Origin of the sequence: Micromonospora sp. WMMD1274 (genome assembly GCF_049179035.1) — a bacterium.
GTDB lineage: Bacteria > Actinomycetota > Actinomycetes > Mycobacteriales > Micromonosporaceae > Micromonospora > Micromonospora tulbaghiae.
Window position 1 is genome coordinate 6,312,861 of record NZ_JBMHMG010000001.1, and the last position, 15,563, is coordinate 6,328,423.

The 15,563-nt window shown below is 74.5% G+C and carries 20 protein-coding genes; 5 read left to right on the forward strand and 15 right to left on the reverse strand.

Going from position 1 to position 15,563, the window contains the following annotated elements:
- Positions 1-32: 32 nt before the first annotated feature.
- Positions 33-638, reverse strand: a complete 606-nt coding sequence (locus tag ACN27D_RS29830) for a YdeI/OmpD-associated family protein (protein ID WP_421500590.1) — start codon at positions 636-638, stop codon at positions 33-35.
- A gap of 10 nt (positions 639-648) precedes the next feature.
- Positions 649-1,038 carry a winged helix-turn-helix transcriptional regulator gene (locus ACN27D_RS29835; RefSeq protein WP_421500591.1) on the reverse strand — a complete coding sequence of 130 codons (390 nt, stop codon included), beginning with the start codon at positions 1,036-1,038 and terminating at the stop codon, positions 649-651.
- Positions 1,039-1,099: 61 nt separating this feature from the next.
- Here ACN27D_RS29835 and ACN27D_RS29840 point away from each other — a divergent pair, with 61 nt between their 5' ends.
- Entirely contained in the window at positions 1,100-1,753 is a 654-nt protein-coding gene (locus tag ACN27D_RS29840; protein ID WP_421500592.1) for an NAD(P)-dependent oxidoreductase, read from the forward strand.
- Here the strand turns inward: ACN27D_RS29840 and ACN27D_RS29845 are convergent, their stop codons facing one another.
- On the reverse strand, positions 1,754-2,410 hold the full coding sequence (locus ACN27D_RS29845) for an HAD family hydrolase (protein ID WP_421500593.1): 657 nt from the start codon (positions 2,408-2,410) through the stop codon (positions 1,754-1,756).
- Between the two features lie 62 nt (positions 2,411-2,472).
- On the opposite strand from ACN27D_RS29845, the gene ACN27D_RS29850 reads away from it, so the two are divergent.
- The 3 genes from ACN27D_RS29850 to ACN27D_RS29860 all read left to right on the forward strand — a co-directional run bounded on the left by ACN27D_RS29850 (position 2,473) and on the right by ACN27D_RS29860 (position 4,796).
- Positions 2,473-3,054: a carboxymuconolactone decarboxylase family protein gene (locus tag ACN27D_RS29850; RefSeq protein WP_233585584.1), complete on the forward strand. Its 582-nt coding sequence runs from the start codon at positions 2,473-2,475 to the stop codon at positions 3,052-3,054.
- 83 nt (positions 3,055-3,137) lie between these two features.
- Positions 3,138-4,112 (forward strand): DUF1152 domain-containing protein, encoded by a 975-nt coding sequence (locus ACN27D_RS29855; RefSeq protein ID WP_421500594.1) that lies wholly within the window; start codon positions 3,138-3,140, stop codon positions 4,110-4,112.
- Between the two features lie 39 nt (positions 4,113-4,151).
- Complete coding sequence (locus ACN27D_RS29860; protein ID WP_421500595.1) at positions 4,152-4,796, forward strand: alpha/beta fold hydrolase; 645 nt, start codon at positions 4,152-4,154, stop codon at positions 4,794-4,796.
- Between the two features lie 17 nt (positions 4,797-4,813).
- On the opposite strand, the gene ACN27D_RS29865 is transcribed toward ACN27D_RS29860, so the two are convergent.
- Positions 4,814-6,055, reverse strand: coding sequence for an MFS transporter (locus ACN27D_RS29865; RefSeq protein ID WP_421500596.1), 1,242 nt, complete (start codon positions 6,053-6,055; stop codon positions 4,814-4,816).
- A 114-nt stretch (positions 6,056-6,169) separates the two neighbouring features.
- On the opposite strand from ACN27D_RS29865, the gene ACN27D_RS29870 reads away from it, so the two are divergent.
- The gene (locus ACN27D_RS29870; protein ID WP_421500597.1) at positions 6,170-7,096 is read left to right on the forward strand and encodes a LysR family transcriptional regulator; all 927 of its coding nucleotides are present in this window, start codon (positions 6,170-6,172) and stop codon (positions 7,094-7,096) included.
- On the opposite strand, the gene ACN27D_RS29875 is transcribed toward ACN27D_RS29870, so the two are convergent.
- The 11 genes from ACN27D_RS29875 to ACN27D_RS29925 form a co-directional block, all read right to left on the reverse strand.
- Complete coding sequence (locus ACN27D_RS29875; RefSeq protein ID WP_421500598.1) at positions 7,097-7,864, reverse strand: class I SAM-dependent methyltransferase; 768 nt, start codon at positions 7,862-7,864, stop codon at positions 7,097-7,099.
- Between the two features lie 33 nt (positions 7,865-7,897).
- A complete protein-coding gene (locus ACN27D_RS29880; RefSeq protein WP_421500599.1) occupies positions 7,898-8,668 on the reverse strand; it encodes a maleylpyruvate isomerase N-terminal domain-containing protein in 771 nt (256 codons plus the stop codon).
- Complete coding sequence (locus ACN27D_RS29885) at positions 8,665-9,219, reverse strand: AAA family ATPase (RefSeq protein ID WP_421500600.1); 555 nt, start codon at positions 9,217-9,219, stop codon at positions 8,665-8,667. The genes ACN27D_RS29880 and ACN27D_RS29885 overlap by 4 nt, the downstream gene beginning before the upstream one ends.
- 40 nt (positions 9,220-9,259) lie before the next feature.
- Positions 9,260-10,351 (reverse strand): winged helix DNA-binding domain-containing protein, encoded by a 1,092-nt coding sequence (locus tag ACN27D_RS29890; RefSeq protein ID WP_421500601.1) that lies wholly within the window; start codon positions 10,349-10,351, stop codon positions 9,260-9,262.
- 86 nt (positions 10,352-10,437) lie between these two features.
- Positions 10,438-10,656 carry a hypothetical protein gene (locus ACN27D_RS29895; protein WP_013477083.1) on the reverse strand — a complete coding sequence of 73 codons (219 nt, stop codon included), beginning with the start codon at positions 10,654-10,656 and terminating at the stop codon, positions 10,438-10,440.
- Between the two features lie 46 nt (positions 10,657-10,702).
- The gene (locus ACN27D_RS29900; protein WP_421500602.1) at positions 10,703-12,382 is read right to left on the reverse strand and encodes a long-chain-fatty-acid--CoA ligase; all 1,680 of its coding nucleotides are present in this window, start codon (positions 12,380-12,382) and stop codon (positions 10,703-10,705) included.
- Positions 12,383-12,483: 101 nt separating this feature from the next.
- Positions 12,484-12,663: a hypothetical protein gene (locus tag ACN27D_RS29905; protein WP_252448914.1), complete on the reverse strand. Its 180-nt coding sequence runs from the start codon at positions 12,661-12,663 to the stop codon at positions 12,484-12,486.
- Between the two features lie 72 nt (positions 12,664-12,735).
- On the reverse strand, positions 12,736-13,446 hold the full coding sequence (locus tag ACN27D_RS29910) for a spermidine synthase (protein ID WP_091427232.1): 711 nt from the start codon (positions 13,444-13,446) through the stop codon (positions 12,736-12,738).
- An 81-nt stretch (positions 13,447-13,527) separates the two neighbouring features.
- Complete coding sequence (locus ACN27D_RS29915; RefSeq protein WP_358193223.1) at positions 13,528-14,136, reverse strand: class I SAM-dependent methyltransferase; 609 nt, start codon at positions 14,134-14,136, stop codon at positions 13,528-13,530.
- A complete protein-coding gene (locus ACN27D_RS29920; protein ID WP_252448916.1) occupies positions 14,075-14,971 on the reverse strand; it encodes a sulfite exporter TauE/SafE family protein in 897 nt (298 codons plus the stop codon). Before ACN27D_RS29920 ends, ACN27D_RS29915 begins: the two co-directional genes overlap by 62 nt.
- The gene (locus ACN27D_RS29925) at positions 14,968-15,552 is read right to left on the reverse strand and encodes a rhodanese-like domain-containing protein (RefSeq protein ID WP_421500603.1); all 585 of its coding nucleotides are present in this window, start codon (positions 15,550-15,552) and stop codon (positions 14,968-14,970) included. Before ACN27D_RS29925 ends, ACN27D_RS29920 begins: the two co-directional genes overlap by 4 nt.
- Positions 15,553-15,563 lie beyond the last annotated feature (11 nt).

Sequence of the window (15,563 nt, forward strand, 5' to 3'; positions counted from 1 at the left end):
CCGCCGACCTGGAGCTGCCGCACGACCTGACGTCACGGCGCGGTCGGCGGCTTCGCCTTCTGCGGGTGGATCGTCTCGTGCCGGGCCAGCATGGCGACGAACTCCCCGATCTTGCGCTGCCGGGTCTCGGCGCGCTTGACCGCGTTGAGCCGGTGAATGAGCGAGAACCTGTTGGCGCTGGTCAGGACGTCGAACATGGCCTGGGCGGCAGGCTCGGCAGCGATGGCGGCGAGCAGGTCGGCGGGCACCTCGGCCTCCGACGGGGGCGCGTAGGCCGCCGCCCACCGGCCGTCCGCCTTCGCCGCCTCCACCGCGGCCCGGCCCGCGGGCGTCATCCGCCCCCCCGACTCCAGCCGGGCCACGTGCGCGACGTTGCGCTGCGACCAGGAGCTGCGCGCCCGGCGCGGGGTGTACCGGATCCAGGAGCTCTCGTGGTCGCGCTTGCGGCCCTGCCCGTCGATCCAGCCGAAGCACAGTGCCTCGTCGACCGCCTGCTGCCAGGTCAGCGTGGTGATCGTGCCGCCCTTGCGGCCCAGCGCCAGCCAGACACCCGGCGACGTGTCGTGGTTGGCGGACAGCCACTCGCGCAGCGCGTCCGCGTCGGGCACGATCAGCTCGTCCAACTCGGCGGTTCCCATGACCCGCAGGCTATGCCGGGGGTACGACATCCGCGCCAGCCTGCCGCTCGTGCGACCGGCGGGCGGCCAGCAACTCGTCCAGGTGCCGCTCGCTCCACGACCGGGCCGCCGCGACGAGCGTCAGCAGGCTGCGGCCCAGCGACGTCAGCGCGTACTCCACGCGCGGCGGGTTCTCGTCGTAGGCCGTGCGTGTGACCAGCCCGTCGCGTTCCATCGCCCGCAACGTCTCGGCCAGCACCTTCGGCGTGATCGTGCGCAGTGGCACCCGCAGCTCGGTGAACCGGCGCGGCCCGTGCTCCAGGCACAGCACCACCATCGCGGTCCACTTGTCGCCGATCTGCAACGGCATCGTCCGCGACGGACAGGCGGGATCGAACATGTCCGGATCGAGCGGCGTCACCGCCCGAGCGTAACGCCGGTACCGTTGCGGTAACCGGCACCCGGCGCTCTAGCGTCGCGCCATGACCAGCATCGCCGTCTTCGGCGCGGGCGGCCGGGCCGCCCGCGCCGTCACCGCCGAGGCCCACCGCCGCGGCCACCGCGTCACAGCCGTCGTCCGCGACCCCGCCCGCCATCCCGACCTCACCGCGGCGGTACGCGGCGACGTCACCGACCCGGAGGCGGTCGCCTCGATCGGGTACGGGCACGACGCCGTCGTCCACGCGGTCAGCCCGGCCTCCGGGCCGGAGGCGCTCGCCGCCGCCGGCCCCGATCCGGAGTTCTTCGTCCGGGCGGCCGACGCGCTCCTGCACGGCCTGGCCCGCTCAGGTGTGCCGCGGCTCGTGGCGATCGGCCTGTTCGCCACGCTCACCGACGCGCACGGCCGGCCTCTCTACGACGACCCGGTCGTCCTGCCCGCCGCGCTGCGGCCGTTCGCGCTCAGCCACGCCGCCGGCCTGGACCGGCTCCACGCGGCGGAGACCACAGTCGACTGGCTCGTGCTCACCCCGCCCGCCGCGCTGGACGTGGACGGCACTCGCACCGGCCGGTACCGGCTCGGCGGCGAGCAGGTCCCGGAGTCGGCGCACCTGTCGTACGCCGATCTGGCGGTCGCGGTGGTCGACGAGATTGAGTCGCCGCGCCACCACCGCACCCGGGTCTCCGTGTTCGGCTAGCTAGCCGCCCGCGCCGTTGTGCCGCGCGACCAGGTCCGGCAGCTCGTCCAGCGAGTCGATGCGGAACAGGCACCGGCCGGCCACGTCCGGCATGTCGAGGATGTGGCCCCACGGGCCGCGCCGGATCAGGCACGCCGCCATGCCGGCGGCCATCGCCGGGGCGGCGTCGTTGTCCGGCCGGTCACCGACGTACAGGATCGCCGACGCGTCGCCGCCGCCCTCGCGGACGACCCGGGCGAAGAACTCCGGCGCCGGTTTCGCCACGCCCCAGGCCGCCGACGTGCCGATCACGTCCACCGGCAGGTCCAGTGCCCGCAGCGTCGCCTCGGCGTGCTCCGGCTGGTTGCCGGCCAGGCCGACGCGCAGTCCCTGCTCCCGCAGGGCGGCCAGGCACGCCCGCGCGTCCGGGTAGAGATCGTCGGCGCCGAACGACTCCGGGTCGCCGGCCGCGACCCGGCGCGCGAGTTCGGCGGTGAGATCGAAGCCGGGCCGGAAGGCCCGGAACACCTCCTCGTAGTCCAGGCCACGGGCGATCACGGCGCCGAAGACGGCGGAGAACGTGTGCCGTGGAACGCCCAGCCAGTCCGCCCAGGTCGCGAACTCGCGCGTCTCGTCGAGGATCGTCCCGCCCACGTCGAAGAAGACCGCCCGGATCATCAGCGGATCGTACTGTCGTTGATCAGCCAGTGAGGGGCGCCCGGGTGGCGCAGACTGCCCGCATGAATCCCGCCTTCCTCCCCGAACCGCCGCAGAGCCCGGCGGCGAAAGCCGCGTACGAGGACGACCTCGCCGCCGACGGCTACGTCAACAACCTCACCCGCGTCTGGTGCTGGCGCCCGGACGTGCTGATGTCGTTCCAGAACACGCGCACCGAGTTGCTGTCCGAGTCCACGCTGTCCTCGCGGGAGGTCGCGGTGCTGGTCGCCGCCACGGCCGCCGCCCGGGGCGACTCGTACTGCGCGCTGGCCTGGGGCGCGCGGCTGGCCGGGATGAGCGACGAGACGACCGCCGCGGCGGTGCTGCGCGGCACCGAGGCGGACCTGTCCGAGCGGGAGACGGCGCTCGCCGACTGGTCCCGCCGGGTCGTGACGGACCCGAACGCCACCATCGAGGCCGACACGCAGCGCCTGCGCGACGCCGGCCTGAGCGACCGGGAGATCTTCGAGGCGACCACGCTCATCGCGTTCCGGCTGGCCTTCTCCACAGTGAACGACGCGCTCGGCGCGCGACCGGACGCGCAACTGGCGGAGAAGGCGCCACGGCTCGTCCGGGAGGCGGTCACCTTCGGCCGCCCGGTCTGAACGAGCGGATCCCGGCCCCGGGCCGCGCCTCGACCGGGCGGCCACGGGCAGCGGTCCGCCACGCGACCGGAGATCATCATCTGGTGACCGACACCGCCGCGTACACCTTGGCCGTTCCGCCGTTGTTCGCCGCCCTGGCCCCGGCGCGCGACGTCCTGATCGCCGGCGCCGGTGGCGGCTTCGACGTGTACGCCGGCCTGCCGCTGGCGCTGGCACTGTGGCAGGCCGGCAAGCGGGTGCACCTGGCCAGCCTCTCCTTCTCGGAGCTGGAACTGCTCGACCGGCAGGTGTGGGTGGACGAGCACGTCGCGGCGATCCGGCCGGACACCCTCAGCCCCGACTGGTACTTCCCGGAGGCGCACCTGGCTCGCTGGCTGGCGGGCCGGGACCTGCCGCCGACCGTGTACGCCTTCCCGCCGCTGGGCGTGCAGCCGCTGCGCGAGGCGTACCGGCACCTGGTCGACCGGCTCGACCTCGACGCGATCGTGCTCGTCGACGGCGGCACCGACATCCTGCTGCGCGGCGACGAGAGCGGCCTGGGCACCCCGGTGGAGGACATCACCAGCTTGGCCGCCGTGGCCGGGCTGGACGTGCCGATCCGGTTGGTGAGCAGCCTCGGGTTCGGCATCGACGCGCACGACGGCGTCAACCACGTCGAGGTGCTGGAGAACCTGGCCGCGCTCGACCGGGAGGGCGGCTACCTCGGTGCCTTGTCCATTCCGGGCTCCAGCCGGGAGGCGGTGCTCTACCGGGAGGCGGTCGCGCAGGCCCAGGCCGCCACCCCGCACCGGCCGAGCATCGTCCAGGGGCAGATCGCCGCCGCCACCGGCGGCGCGTGCGGAGACGTACGGTTCAGCCGGCGCACCGGCCACGGCGACCTGTTCGTGAACCCCCTCATGGCGATCTACTTCTCCGTCGACCTGCCCCGGCTCGCCGCCCGCTGCCTCTACCTCGACCGGATCGAGAACACGATCGGGCGGCGTCAGGTCGTCACCCGCATCGAGGCGTTCCGCGACAAGCTGCGGGCCACCCGGGTCCCGCGGGCGTATCCGCACTGACGGCCACGGCATGTCGTACCGGTGTGGGAGGGTCCGGGCATGACGACGTTCGTGCTCATCCACGGTGGCGGGGGCAGCGCGTGGGACTGGCATCTGCTGGTCCCCGAGCTGGCCGCCCGGGGTCACGACACGGTGGTGCCGGAGCTGCCGATCGGGGACCGTTCGGCGGGGTTCGCCGAGTTCCGCCGGACGGTGGTCGACGCCGCCGGCGACCGCGACGACCTCGTGGTGGTCGGGCACTCGTACGGCGCGTTCACCGCACCGCTGGTCGCCGACCGGCTGCCGGTGCGGCTGCTGGTCCTGCTCACCCCGATGATCCCGCGGCCCGGTGAGAAGCCGGGGGAGTGGTGGGGCAACACCGGCTACCGTGAGCCGGAAGGGGTCAGCGAGGAGCAGCAGTTCTACAACGGCGTGCCGGCCGGGATCGTCGCCGAGGCGCCGTCGCACGGCCGGGAGCAGGTCAGCGCGGAGTGGGACGAGCCGTGGCCGCTGGCCACCTGGCCGGCCGTGCCGACGAGGGTGCTCATCGGCCGCGACGACCAGTTCTTCCCCGCCGACTTCCAACGCCGGGTGGCCGCCGACCGGCTCGGCGTGGTTCCGGACGAGATCGACGGCGGCCATTCGGTGGCGCTCAGTCGCCCCGGCCCGCTCGCCGACCGGCTGATTGCCTACCTGTCGGCCTGACCGTCCGGCCGCCGGGTTCAGGAGGAGACCGCAGCGGCCGGGCGTGCGGGCTCCGGGTCGCGTGTGTGCCGGCGCGCCGGCAGCAGCAGCGGCGTGGCGAGCAGCAGCACCCCGGACACGGTGATCGCGGCGAGCGGGCCGACGACGGTGGCGAGGACGCCCCACACGGTCATCAACGCGGCCTGGGTGAGCCGGCCGGTGACGCTCCACGCGGTCAGGACCTGCGCGGTGTGCGCCTGCGGGGTCCGGCGCAGGCGCTCGGTCGCGTAGATCGGGTTGAACACGCCCATGCACGCGATGAGCACCGACTCGACGGCGATCACGGTCAGCAGTCCGGTGGTCCCCGGGTGGGTGAACGCGAGACCGAGCGGAACGATCGACCGCAGCCAGCCGGACACCGTCATCACCTGCTGCCGCCCGTACCGCCGCACGAGGCGCGGGCTCAGGCGTGCGCCGAGCACGCCGCCGAGCGCGGAGACGCCGAAGACCAGCCCGTACTGCCAGGCCGCCACCCGGTACTCACCCAGCAGGAGCACCGCCAGCAACGGCGCGGTCGCCATGATCAGGCCGCCGACCAGCACCGAGTTGAGGAACAGCCGCCACAGCACCGGGTCGCGGCGCACGAACCGCCAGCCCGCGCCCAGGCCGGCGGCCCGCGAGCCGCCCGCCGGGACGCGGGGCGCCGCCGTGTCGCCGGCCCGGATCCGCCGTACCGCGAGCGCCGACAGCAGGTGGCTCACGGCGTCGGCGGTGATGGTGACGACCGGGCCGAGCAGCCCGACGAGCGCGCCCCCGAGCGGCGGCGCGGCCGCCGTCGCGGCCCAGCTCGTCGCCTCGAACCGCCCGTTCGCCGCCAGCAGCCCGTCACCGTGGACCAGGCTCTTCAGGTACGCCCCGGACGCGGCGGTGAACGTGATGCCGGCCGTCCCGCAGACCACCGCGACGACGAGCAACTGGCCGTAGGACAACACCCCGAGCGCGTACGCGGCCGGCACGCTCGCCAGCGCCGCGAACCGGACCAGATCCGTCGCGACCATCACCGGCAGCTTGGACCGGTACGCCACCCACGGGCCCAGCGGGACCGCCAGCACCGCCGCCACGGCGAGCCCGGCCGCCTCCAGGAGCGACACCGCGAACGCCGACGAATCCAGCACCCGCACCGCGATCAGCGGAAACGCGCCGAACGCCAGCCAGGTGCCGTACGTGCTCACCGCGTAGGCCGACCACAGCCACCCGAAATCCGATCCCCGTCTCCGCACGCCCCGCCCCCGTCGCCGATGCCCCGCGCATCAGACCGGCCACGCGGGTGCCGCAGCAAACAACCGCCGCCCGGCGCGCCACAACCATCGGCTGGACCCGCCTACTGTGGGCCGGTGGACAGCGAGGCGGTGCGGTCGTTCGTGCGGGCGGCCGAACTCGGGCAGTTCCGGCACGCCGCCGACGAGCTGGGCGTCACCCAGCAGGCCGTGTCGAAGCGGATCGCCGCGCTGGAGCGGGAGCTGGGAGTGCGCCTGTTCACCCGTACACCCCGGGGGGTCGAGCTGACAGGCGACGGCCGGGCGTTCCTCCCGCACGCCCGGGGCGTCGTCGCGGGCGCGGACCGCGCGGTCGCCGCGGTCCGGCCCGGCGTGCGGGCGCCGCGCATCGACGTGCTCGGCCTGCGCAGCGCGCAGGCCGTCCTGCTGCACGACTACTGGCGCGCGCATCCGGGCGTCGACCTGGACGTGGTGACGCTGCGGGTCGACGACCCCCGGCAGGTCGCCGCCGCGGTCCGGGCCGGCGACGTGGACGCCGCGTTCCGCACCGTCACCGACCCGGCCGCGTTGCCGCCCGAGGTACGGATGGTCCGCGCCTTCGACTCGCCGCTGCAACTGCTCGCCGGGCCCCGGCATCCGCTCGCGTCCGCGCGCACGCTCACGCCCTCCCAGCTGCGCGGACACCGGCTCCGGGTGCCGGGCATCGTGCCGGGCAGCGAGTGGGGCGAGTTCTACGAGCAGCTCGCCGACGCCTTCGACCTGTGGGTGGACGCGACCGGGCCGAACTTCGGCACCGAGGTGCTCCTCGACACGCTCGCGGACGCGGCGGACGCGGCGACGCTCGTCGGCGCGCTGGACCGCTACCTCTGGCCCGGCGGCCACGACCTGCGCCGCATCCCGATCGCGGGTCCGGTGCTCGCGTACCCGATCAACCTCATGCTGCCCCGGACCGGCCCGCACCCGGGGCTGCGGCCGGTGATCCGCCACTTCGCGGGCCTCCCGGCGCTGACCGGGCCGGTCTGGCGGCCCTCGTGGGCCGGATGATCAGGGCTGCGACGTCCGCCGCGCCAGGTGGACCGTGACGTCGGCGGTGACCTCGACAATGCCGGGCAGGACGTCCCGGACGCGGCGGAACACCTGCTCGCGTACGTGCGGCGGCAGTTCGAGATAGGCCGAGACGGTCGACAGGAGACCGACGTAGTCGTCGGCGCTGATCGTGATCCGCCGCTCGATCTCCGACTGGCGCACGTCGGCGAACCACTCGGACGCGCGCAGCTCGGTGCCGGGCCACTGCATGCCGACCGCCGGCGGCGTGCCGTCCGGCGACGGGATCTCGTCGTCGGCGAGAAACTCGGCGCGGGCCGTGGCAACCGCGTCGCGCAGCGCCGGGTCGGCCAGCCGCAGCGGGCCGCCGAACGAGGCGAACACGCCACCGGGCGTGAGCAGCCCGGCGATCCGCTCCCACCGGCGGTCCGGGTCGGTCCAGTGCAGCGCCGCCGCCGCGTACACCAGGTCGTGCCGCTCGCCGGCGCGCAACTGCTCGAACGCGGCCTGCCGGACCCGGACGTCCGCAGGCACGTGCCGGCGCAGCTCGGCGAGCATCGCGGCGTCCGGGTCGGTGGCGGTGACCGCGATGCCGCGCCGGGCGAACAGCCGGGTGGCCTTGCCGGTCCCGGCGCCGATCTCCAGGGCGGTCCGGACGGGCCGGCCCGCGTACGCCAGCACCAGGTCGGCCAGTTCCTCGGGATAGCCGGGCCGGAACCGCTCGTACGCCTGAGCGGCCGCTCCGAAGCTCAACGCACGACCCGGCATGCCGGCCATCCTCCCACGATCAGCCCGTCGTCCCTACGCGTCCGGGTCCCACGCCGCGATCCGGTCGAGTACGCGCCGGTCGCCCTCGATGGTGAGCGCGCCCAGCGGTATCCGGCCGTAGAAGGCCAGGACCAGATCACCGGCGCTGGAACTGGCGACGGTGTCGGCCGGGCCCGCATCGGCTCCGGCGGGCAGGCGGGTGACCCGTACGCCGGCGGGGGAGAGCCGCACGCGCCACCATCCGCCCTCGGTGACGTGGTAGTCGAGGACGGCAGGCTCGTACGGCCACGGCACAGTGGTCGCGCAGCAGGTGGACAGGAAGTCCTCCACGCCGTCGAGGGCCACCTCGACCGGCACCGGCTGCGGCGCGCCCACGGTGAGCTGCGCGTCATAGGTGTGTACCGCGACCTCCTGGAGCTGATGCCGGGCGACGGCGCCGCAGTTCTGCGGCGACTGCGACGTGTCCCACCACGTCCAGCAACCCCGATCGGGTCCGGCGTCGCGCAGCGCGACCAGCAACCGCTCGGTGGACTCGGCCAGCCAGTCCCGCAGCGCCGTGCGCTCCCGGGGCGCGCCCGGCCCGTCCGGCGCTGCCCGTCCGGACGCCTCCGGTCCGGCCGCGACTGTGGCCGCCCACGAGCGGCGTCCCTCGCCGATGTGCCGGGCCAGGTCGAACAGCGTCCATTCGGGGCAGGTCGGCACCGGCGCGTCGAGGTCCGGCGCGGCGGCGACCGCGTCCCGGAACGCGGCCGCCCGGTCGTCGATCAGCCGCAGCCGATCGGTAAACGTCAGGGGTTCGGTCACCCCGGCTGTCTACCACCGTGCCCGGAGGCCCGACAGCGAGTTTCGGCGCGCACGTGCGCGGCGACGGCGTCGGCCACCTGCTCGGGCGGGGCGGAGGCGTCGATCAGACGGGCGTCGGTCACCGACGCGAACGTGGCGAGCGCCCGGGCGACGTGGTCGTGCCGCCAGGCGCGCGCGCCGACCTCCACCTGGTCGGCGTCGATGCGGGCCCGCAACCGGTCCTCGGGGAGCGTGAGCACGACTTCCCGGACGCCGACGCCTGCGGCGCGGATGCCGCCGAGGATCTCCGCGCGGTACGCCGGGTCGAGCAGGCTCATCGGCACGATCCAGACGCCCGCGTGGTGCCGGTCCAGCCCGGTGACCGTCTGCACGACGAGGTGACGCCACAGCGGCAGGTCCTGGAAGTCGCCGGTGGGGCAGGTGACGAACGCGGTGAGCATCGAGCCGAGGAACTCCGGGTCGAACAGCCGCGCGTCCGGCAGCGCGTTCGTGAGCAGCCGCGCGGTGGTCGTCTTACCGACACCGAACGCACCGTTGACCCAGACGATCACGCGATCATGATGCCATCGCCCGGCGGGTCCGACGTCCCCGTCAGGCGGCGAAGTCGACGCCGGCCAGCGGCACGCCCCGGTACGCGGCGAGGCGCTCGGCCTCCGCCACCACCGCGTCGCGTGCGCTGCCGGTGAGCTTGCGCCACTGCTGAACGGCGACGGTGAAGGTCCGGCCGGACCTGCGGGGCCGCCACGTGCCGGCCAGCTCCCCGTCGGCCAGCACCGCGCCGGGGCGGCCCAGCACCGGCCACAGCTCCTTGACGCGGGTCGCGTCCGGCACCAGCGTCGCCCGGTCCTTCGCCTGGAGGAACAGGTCGAACGGGCCGAGCAGGCGCGTCGTCGTGGTCTCGGCCGACGCCAGCGCGGCCTCGTCGGCGGCGAGCAGCCAGCGCGTCTCGCCGTCGACGCTCACCTCGACCGTGTCGTGCGGCCAGCGGGCCTTGACCTCCTTGACCGAGGCGTCGAGGTAGTCGGCCACGTGCTTCGGGGTGGCCGGGCCGAGCAGCCGCAGGTAGGCGCGGACGAGGTCGAACCGGTCGCCGGGAGCGGCGGCCGGACGGAATCGGGGGATGCGTTCCAGGACCGGCGGCGACGTGTCGAGCCGCAGCTCCAGGCCGGCGCGCACGGCGGCCAGCCGGAACGGCATCTCGTAGAGGTGGGTCGCGTCGCACGGCCGGCAGAACCGCAGGTAGGGCTCCGGCATCACCTCGGCGAGCCGCCCGGAGACCTCACCCTTGACCGTCGGCGTGCGGACGATCTCCCGCATCCGCGCGGCCACCTCGTCGAGCGCGGCGACGATGCCGATGCCGGCCGCCTTCAACGGCTTCGCCGCGTCGTAGATGCGCTTGCCCGCGTCGGCGTCGGAGAACGGCTCGACCGCGGCGGCCACCGCGCCCACGTCGGCACGGCGGTAGAGGTGCGGGGCGCCGCGTACGGTCCAGAGCAGGACCAGGTCGTCGCCGGTCAGCGGAGCCACGTCGACACCGCGCGCGGCGAGCGCCCACCGGCCGCCGTCGGGGCCGGTGTCCTGCACGCCGATGTCGAGCACGGCGGTGCCGGCCAGCGAGCCCTCGGCCCGGTCGAGCTGCTGGGCGCGCACGCGGAAGGCCATGACCTGACGTCTGTCGACCATCGCCACAGCGTAGGCGCCGGCACCGACACGTCCGGCGCACCGACACGTCCGGCGCAGCGCGCGGGCCGGCGTGGCGCCGGGTGCCGTCAGCGGGCGGCGCGCGGCGCGGAGTCCGTCCGCCGGTCCGGGCCGGAGCGCTTGAGCAGGAACACCCCGCCGCCGATGAGAATGAGGCTGAACACGATTCCGAACAGGTTGCCCTCGGCGAGCGTGCCGAAGATGCCGAGCAGGCCGAAGATGACGGCCACGCCCCCGACCAGACGCATGACGTAACGACCGACTGACTTGCCCCGTGAGTCCACCATGGATGCTCGTCTACCCCTGCCGCCATGGCGGCAAACGGGCGGCCCGTCAGCGGGCGGCGAGCAGCCGTTCGCGGACCTCGCGGCGCAGGATCTTCCCGATCTGGGAGTACGGCAGCTCGTCGACGATCACGACGCGGCGCGGCACCTTGTAGCCGGCCAGGTGGGTGCGGCACGAGGTCCGGATCGCCTCCGGCGTGCCGGCCACCGCCGGGTCGACCACCACCGCGGCGACGACCTCCTCACCGTCGTCGGTGGGCATCCCCACGGCGGCGGCCTCGCGTACGCCGGGGACGCGGCGCAGCGCCTCCTCCACCTCGGACGGGTAGACGTTGAAGCCGCCGGTGATGATCAGCTCCTTGATCCGGTCCACCACCGTCACGAAGCCGTCGGCGTCCATGGTGACGATGTCGCCGGTACGCATCCAGCCGCCCGGCAGCAGCACCTTGGCGGTCTCCTCGGGCCGGTGCCAGTAGCCGGAGAACACCTGCGGGCCGCGCACCAGCAGCTCGCCGGCCTCGCCGGGCGCGCGGTCGCGGCTCGGGTCCTCCGGGTCGACGATGCGCACGTCGGTGGAGGGGAACGGCACGCCCACGGTGCCGGGGCGGCGGGTCGGCGCGACCGGGTTGCCCACTGTGATCGGGGACGTCTCGGTCATCCCGTACCCCTCGACCAGCAGGCCGCCGGTCACCTGCTCCCACAGCTCCACAGTGGCCGGTGGCAGCGACATCGCGCCGGACAGCGCGTACCGGATGGAGGTGAGGTCGACGCCGCGTTCCCGGGCGACGGTGGCCAGCTTCGCGTAGACCGGCGGCACCGCCGGCAGGAACGTCGGCGGGCGGCGGCGGACCGCGTCGAGCACCTGGTCGGCGTCGAAGCGGGGGAACAGCACCAGCGTGGCCCCGATGCTCACGGCGAAGGTGAGGCAGAGCGTCAGCCCGTAGGCGTGGAACAGCGGCAGCACCGCGTACACCGTCTCCGCGCCGTCGCGCAGGCCCGGCACCCAGGCCCGGCCCTGCGCGGCGTTGGCGCGCAGGTTGCGATGGGTCATCACCGCGCCCTTGGGCTCGCCGGTGGTGCCACCGGTGTACTGGAGCAGCGCCACGTCCCCGGCCTCCGGCGCGGGATGGCCGGCGGGCAGCGGCCCGGCGGCGGCGACCAGGTCCGACCAGGCCAGGGCGCCGGGCGCGGGGGCGGTCATCGCGGCCCGGGCGGCGCGGACCTTCGGCAGCGGCACCCGCAGCGCCCACCGCTTGAGCCGCGGCAGCGCCGCGGTCAGGTCGACCGCCACCACGGTACGCACGGCGCCGCGTCCCGCCACCAGCGGCGCGACCTTGTCCCACGCGATCGCGACCGTCGCACCGTGGTCGGTGAGCTGCCGGTCCAGCTCGTCGGCGGTGTAGAGCGGGTTGTGCTCGACGACCACCGCGCCGAGGCGCAGCACGGCGTAGAACGCGACCACGTGCTGCGGGCAGTTCGGCAGCACCAGAGCCACCCGGTCACCCGGGCCGACGCCGAGCCGGCGCAGCGCCTCGGCGGCGCGGGCCACCTGGTCGGCCAGCTCGGTGAACGTGGTGGTGGCGCCGTAGAAGTCGAGCGCGACCCGGGGACCGAACCGCCCGGCCGCCTCGGTGAGCAGGTCGACGAGTGAGCCGTCCGGCTCGGCGATCTCGGCCGGTACGCCGGGTGCATAGCTGCGGGTCCAGGGTCGCTGGGCGGTCGCGTCCATCGCCGTTACTCCTCGTCGCGCGGATGACGCCCCCAGCCTAACTTGACCGCCCGGTAACCTACGCTTACGTAGGTTGCCGGGTGGGTCACACTCTCCGCAGGTCAGCGTCGGCGGGTCGAATGCTGTTGCACCACCCGTCGACCCTTCACGATCGCGAAGATGATCACCGCGGCGAGCGCGATCACGCCGATGATGACGAGCCAGCGGACCGCCTCCAGCAGCAGCCCGAGCAGGATGAGCACACCGGCGACCACGCCGACCACCCAGAGCAACGCGCGCATGTCCCAGCCTCCCGTCGTACGGTGGGCCGTGCGCTTTCCCGCTGCTCGTGCGGGCATGCGCCGCCGGGTGGATCAGTGCCGGGCCACGTACACGGTGTTCGCCGCCTCCCGGCCCTGCAACGGGTTCGGGAACCGGACGACGTGCGCCACCGAGGTCGGGAACACCTCGGTCAGCGTGCGCTGGAACGCCGTGTCGGGCGGGTCGTTCGACCACAGCGCGAAGACGCCCTCCGGGTGCAGCAGCGCGGCCAGCCGGCGCAGCCCGTCGACCGTGTAGAACGGGGCGTGGCTGGGGTGCAGCACCTGGCGGGGGGAGTGGTCCACGTCCAGCAGCACCGCGTGGAAGCGGCGCCCGGGCTCGTCGGGGTCGAGGCCGCCGCCGGCGACCGCGGCGAAGAAGTCCGCCCGGACGAACCGGGTACGCGGATCGGTGGCCAGACCGGCGGCGAACGGCAGCAGGTCCCGGCGGTGCCAGTCGATCACGTCCTCGATCGCCTCGACCACCACCAGCGACCGCACCCGCGGATCCTCCAGCGCGGTACGCGCGGTGTAGCCGAGGCCGAGCCCGCCGACCACCACGTCCAGCGCGTCCCCGGTCAGCGGGGCCAGCCCGAGCCGCGCCAGTTCGATCTCCGCGACCGGGAAGGCGCTGGACATGAGGTACTCGTCGTCGAGCTTCACCTCGTACACCTCGGCGTCCAGCGCCGGGTCACGGCGCCGCCGCAGGCTGATCTCGCCGATCGGCGTCTCACGCCAGGCCAGTTCCTCGAAACGCGCGCCCACCCGGTGTCCTCTCCGCCGATCCGTCCCCGGATGCTACCGGCCGGTCCCGGCCCGGCCCGGCGGAACGGCGGCGGACGGCGGTCAGTCGGCGGGGCGGGTGGCCACCACGACGGTGTCCAGCGCGTCGACGGTGCCGCCGTCGGTGGCCGGCACCGGCCGGCGGGCCGTCTCGGCCCGCTGCACACGCAGCCCGGCCAGCCCGTCGACCACCGACTCCGGCGTGAGCAGCACGTCCGGGTCCTGCGGGCCGCCGATGCCGCCGGAGAGGTTGGCCAGATCGTGGCCCACCACCACGAGCGTGCCGCCGGGGCGCAACGCGGACTTCGCCGCGGCGAGCACCCCGGCGAACTCCGGCGCGGTCAGGTGCAGGTAGCTGATCAGCACCAGGTCGTAGCTGTTCGGCACCGGCCGGTACGCGGTCACGTCCGCCACCCGCCAGTCGACCGTCACGCCCCGCGCGGCCGCCAACTCCCGCCCCCGGTCCACGGCCACCGCGGAGAAGTCCACCGCGTTCACCCGCCAGCCCTGACCGGCCAGCCAGACCGCGTTGCGGCCCTCGCCCGCGGCGATGTCCAACGCTGACCCGGGAGTCAGCCCCGCGACCGACTCGACCACGAAACGGTTGGGCTCAGCGCTCCACACCAGTCCGGGCGTGTCGGCGTACCGGCTGTCCCAGGCGCTGCTGTCCACTGTGTTCCCTCCTTCGGCGGCCCCACACCGCCAAGGTGACCGTACCGGCCACGGCAAGCGCTCCCACGGCGAGTCCCCAGACCGGCGGCAACTGCTGCGCGAGCACGAACACGCCCATCACCACGACGAACCAGCCGAACCCCCGGCGCAGCAGGTCGGCCGGGATCCGCCCGGCGAGCCGGCCACCGAGCAGGCTGCCGACGACGGCGGCGGCGGTGACCCCGGCGGCCAGCCCCCAGTGGATCTGCACGCTGGACAGGTAGCCGGCCAGACCGGCGAACGACTTCATCGCGATGACGACCAGCGAGGTGCCGACCGCGACCGGCATCGGCAGCCCGCCCAGCAGGGCCAGAGCGGGTACGACCAGGAAGCCGCCGCCCGCGCCGACCAGACCGGTGACCAGGCCGACCACCACACCGTCGACGATCACCCGCAGCACCGGCAGCTCGCACGGCGCCGGCCGGCCCTCGGCGGACCGGCGGCCCCGGAGCATCGCGACCGCGGTGGCGAGCATCATCAGAGCGAACCCGGTGAGCAGGACGCCCGCCGGGACGAACTCGGCCAGCCGCCCGCCCGCGTACGCGCCGGTCATGCCGGCCACGCCGAAGACGAGCCCGGTGCGCCAGCGGACCCGGTTCGCCCGGGCGTGCGGCAGCACGGCGACGGCGCTGGTCACGCCGACGACGAGCAGCGAGGTGGCGATCGCCTCCTTGGCGGGCAGGTCGGCCACGTAGACCAGCAGCGGCACGGCGAGGATCGACCCGCCGCCGCCGAGCAGGCCCAGCGTCACACCGATCAGCACCGCGCCGGCCAGCGTCAGCGCCAGCGTCGTCACCTGCGGCTCCCGTCGCGCAACTGCCCCACGATCGTGTCCAGGTCGCAGCTCGCGCCGCGGTTGTACGGCAGCTTGCTCAGCAGCATGCCCATGGCGCAGGTGTTGGTGAGCGCGGCGAACGTGAGGCCCGCGCCGATGAACGCGGCGACCCACTTCAGGCCGGGGACGGACACCGAACCGACGACGGCGGCGAGCACGATCGACCCGGCGACGAGGCGTACCTGGCGCTCCAGGTCCCAGCGGGCCCGGCCCTGGTTGACCGGGGCGTTCGTGGCCTGCCAGGCCAGCATGCCGCCGTCGAGCACCTTCACGTTGGGCAGCCCGACGGTGCCGAGCGCCTGACCGGCCTGGCTCGCCCGGACGCCGGAGCGGCAGATCAGCACCACGTCCTCGTCCAGGTGGCCGCGCAGCTCCGCGCGGTGCTCCCGGAGCAGGTCCAGCGGCACGTTGTACGCGCCGGGGATGTGCGCCGCCTCGAACTCACCGGGCGTGCGCACGTCGAGCATCCGGGGCGTACGGCCGGCGGCGATCAGCTCGCGCAGGGTCGCCGCGTCGATGGTGGTGGGGGTGGTCGTGGTCATGCTTCGGTCTC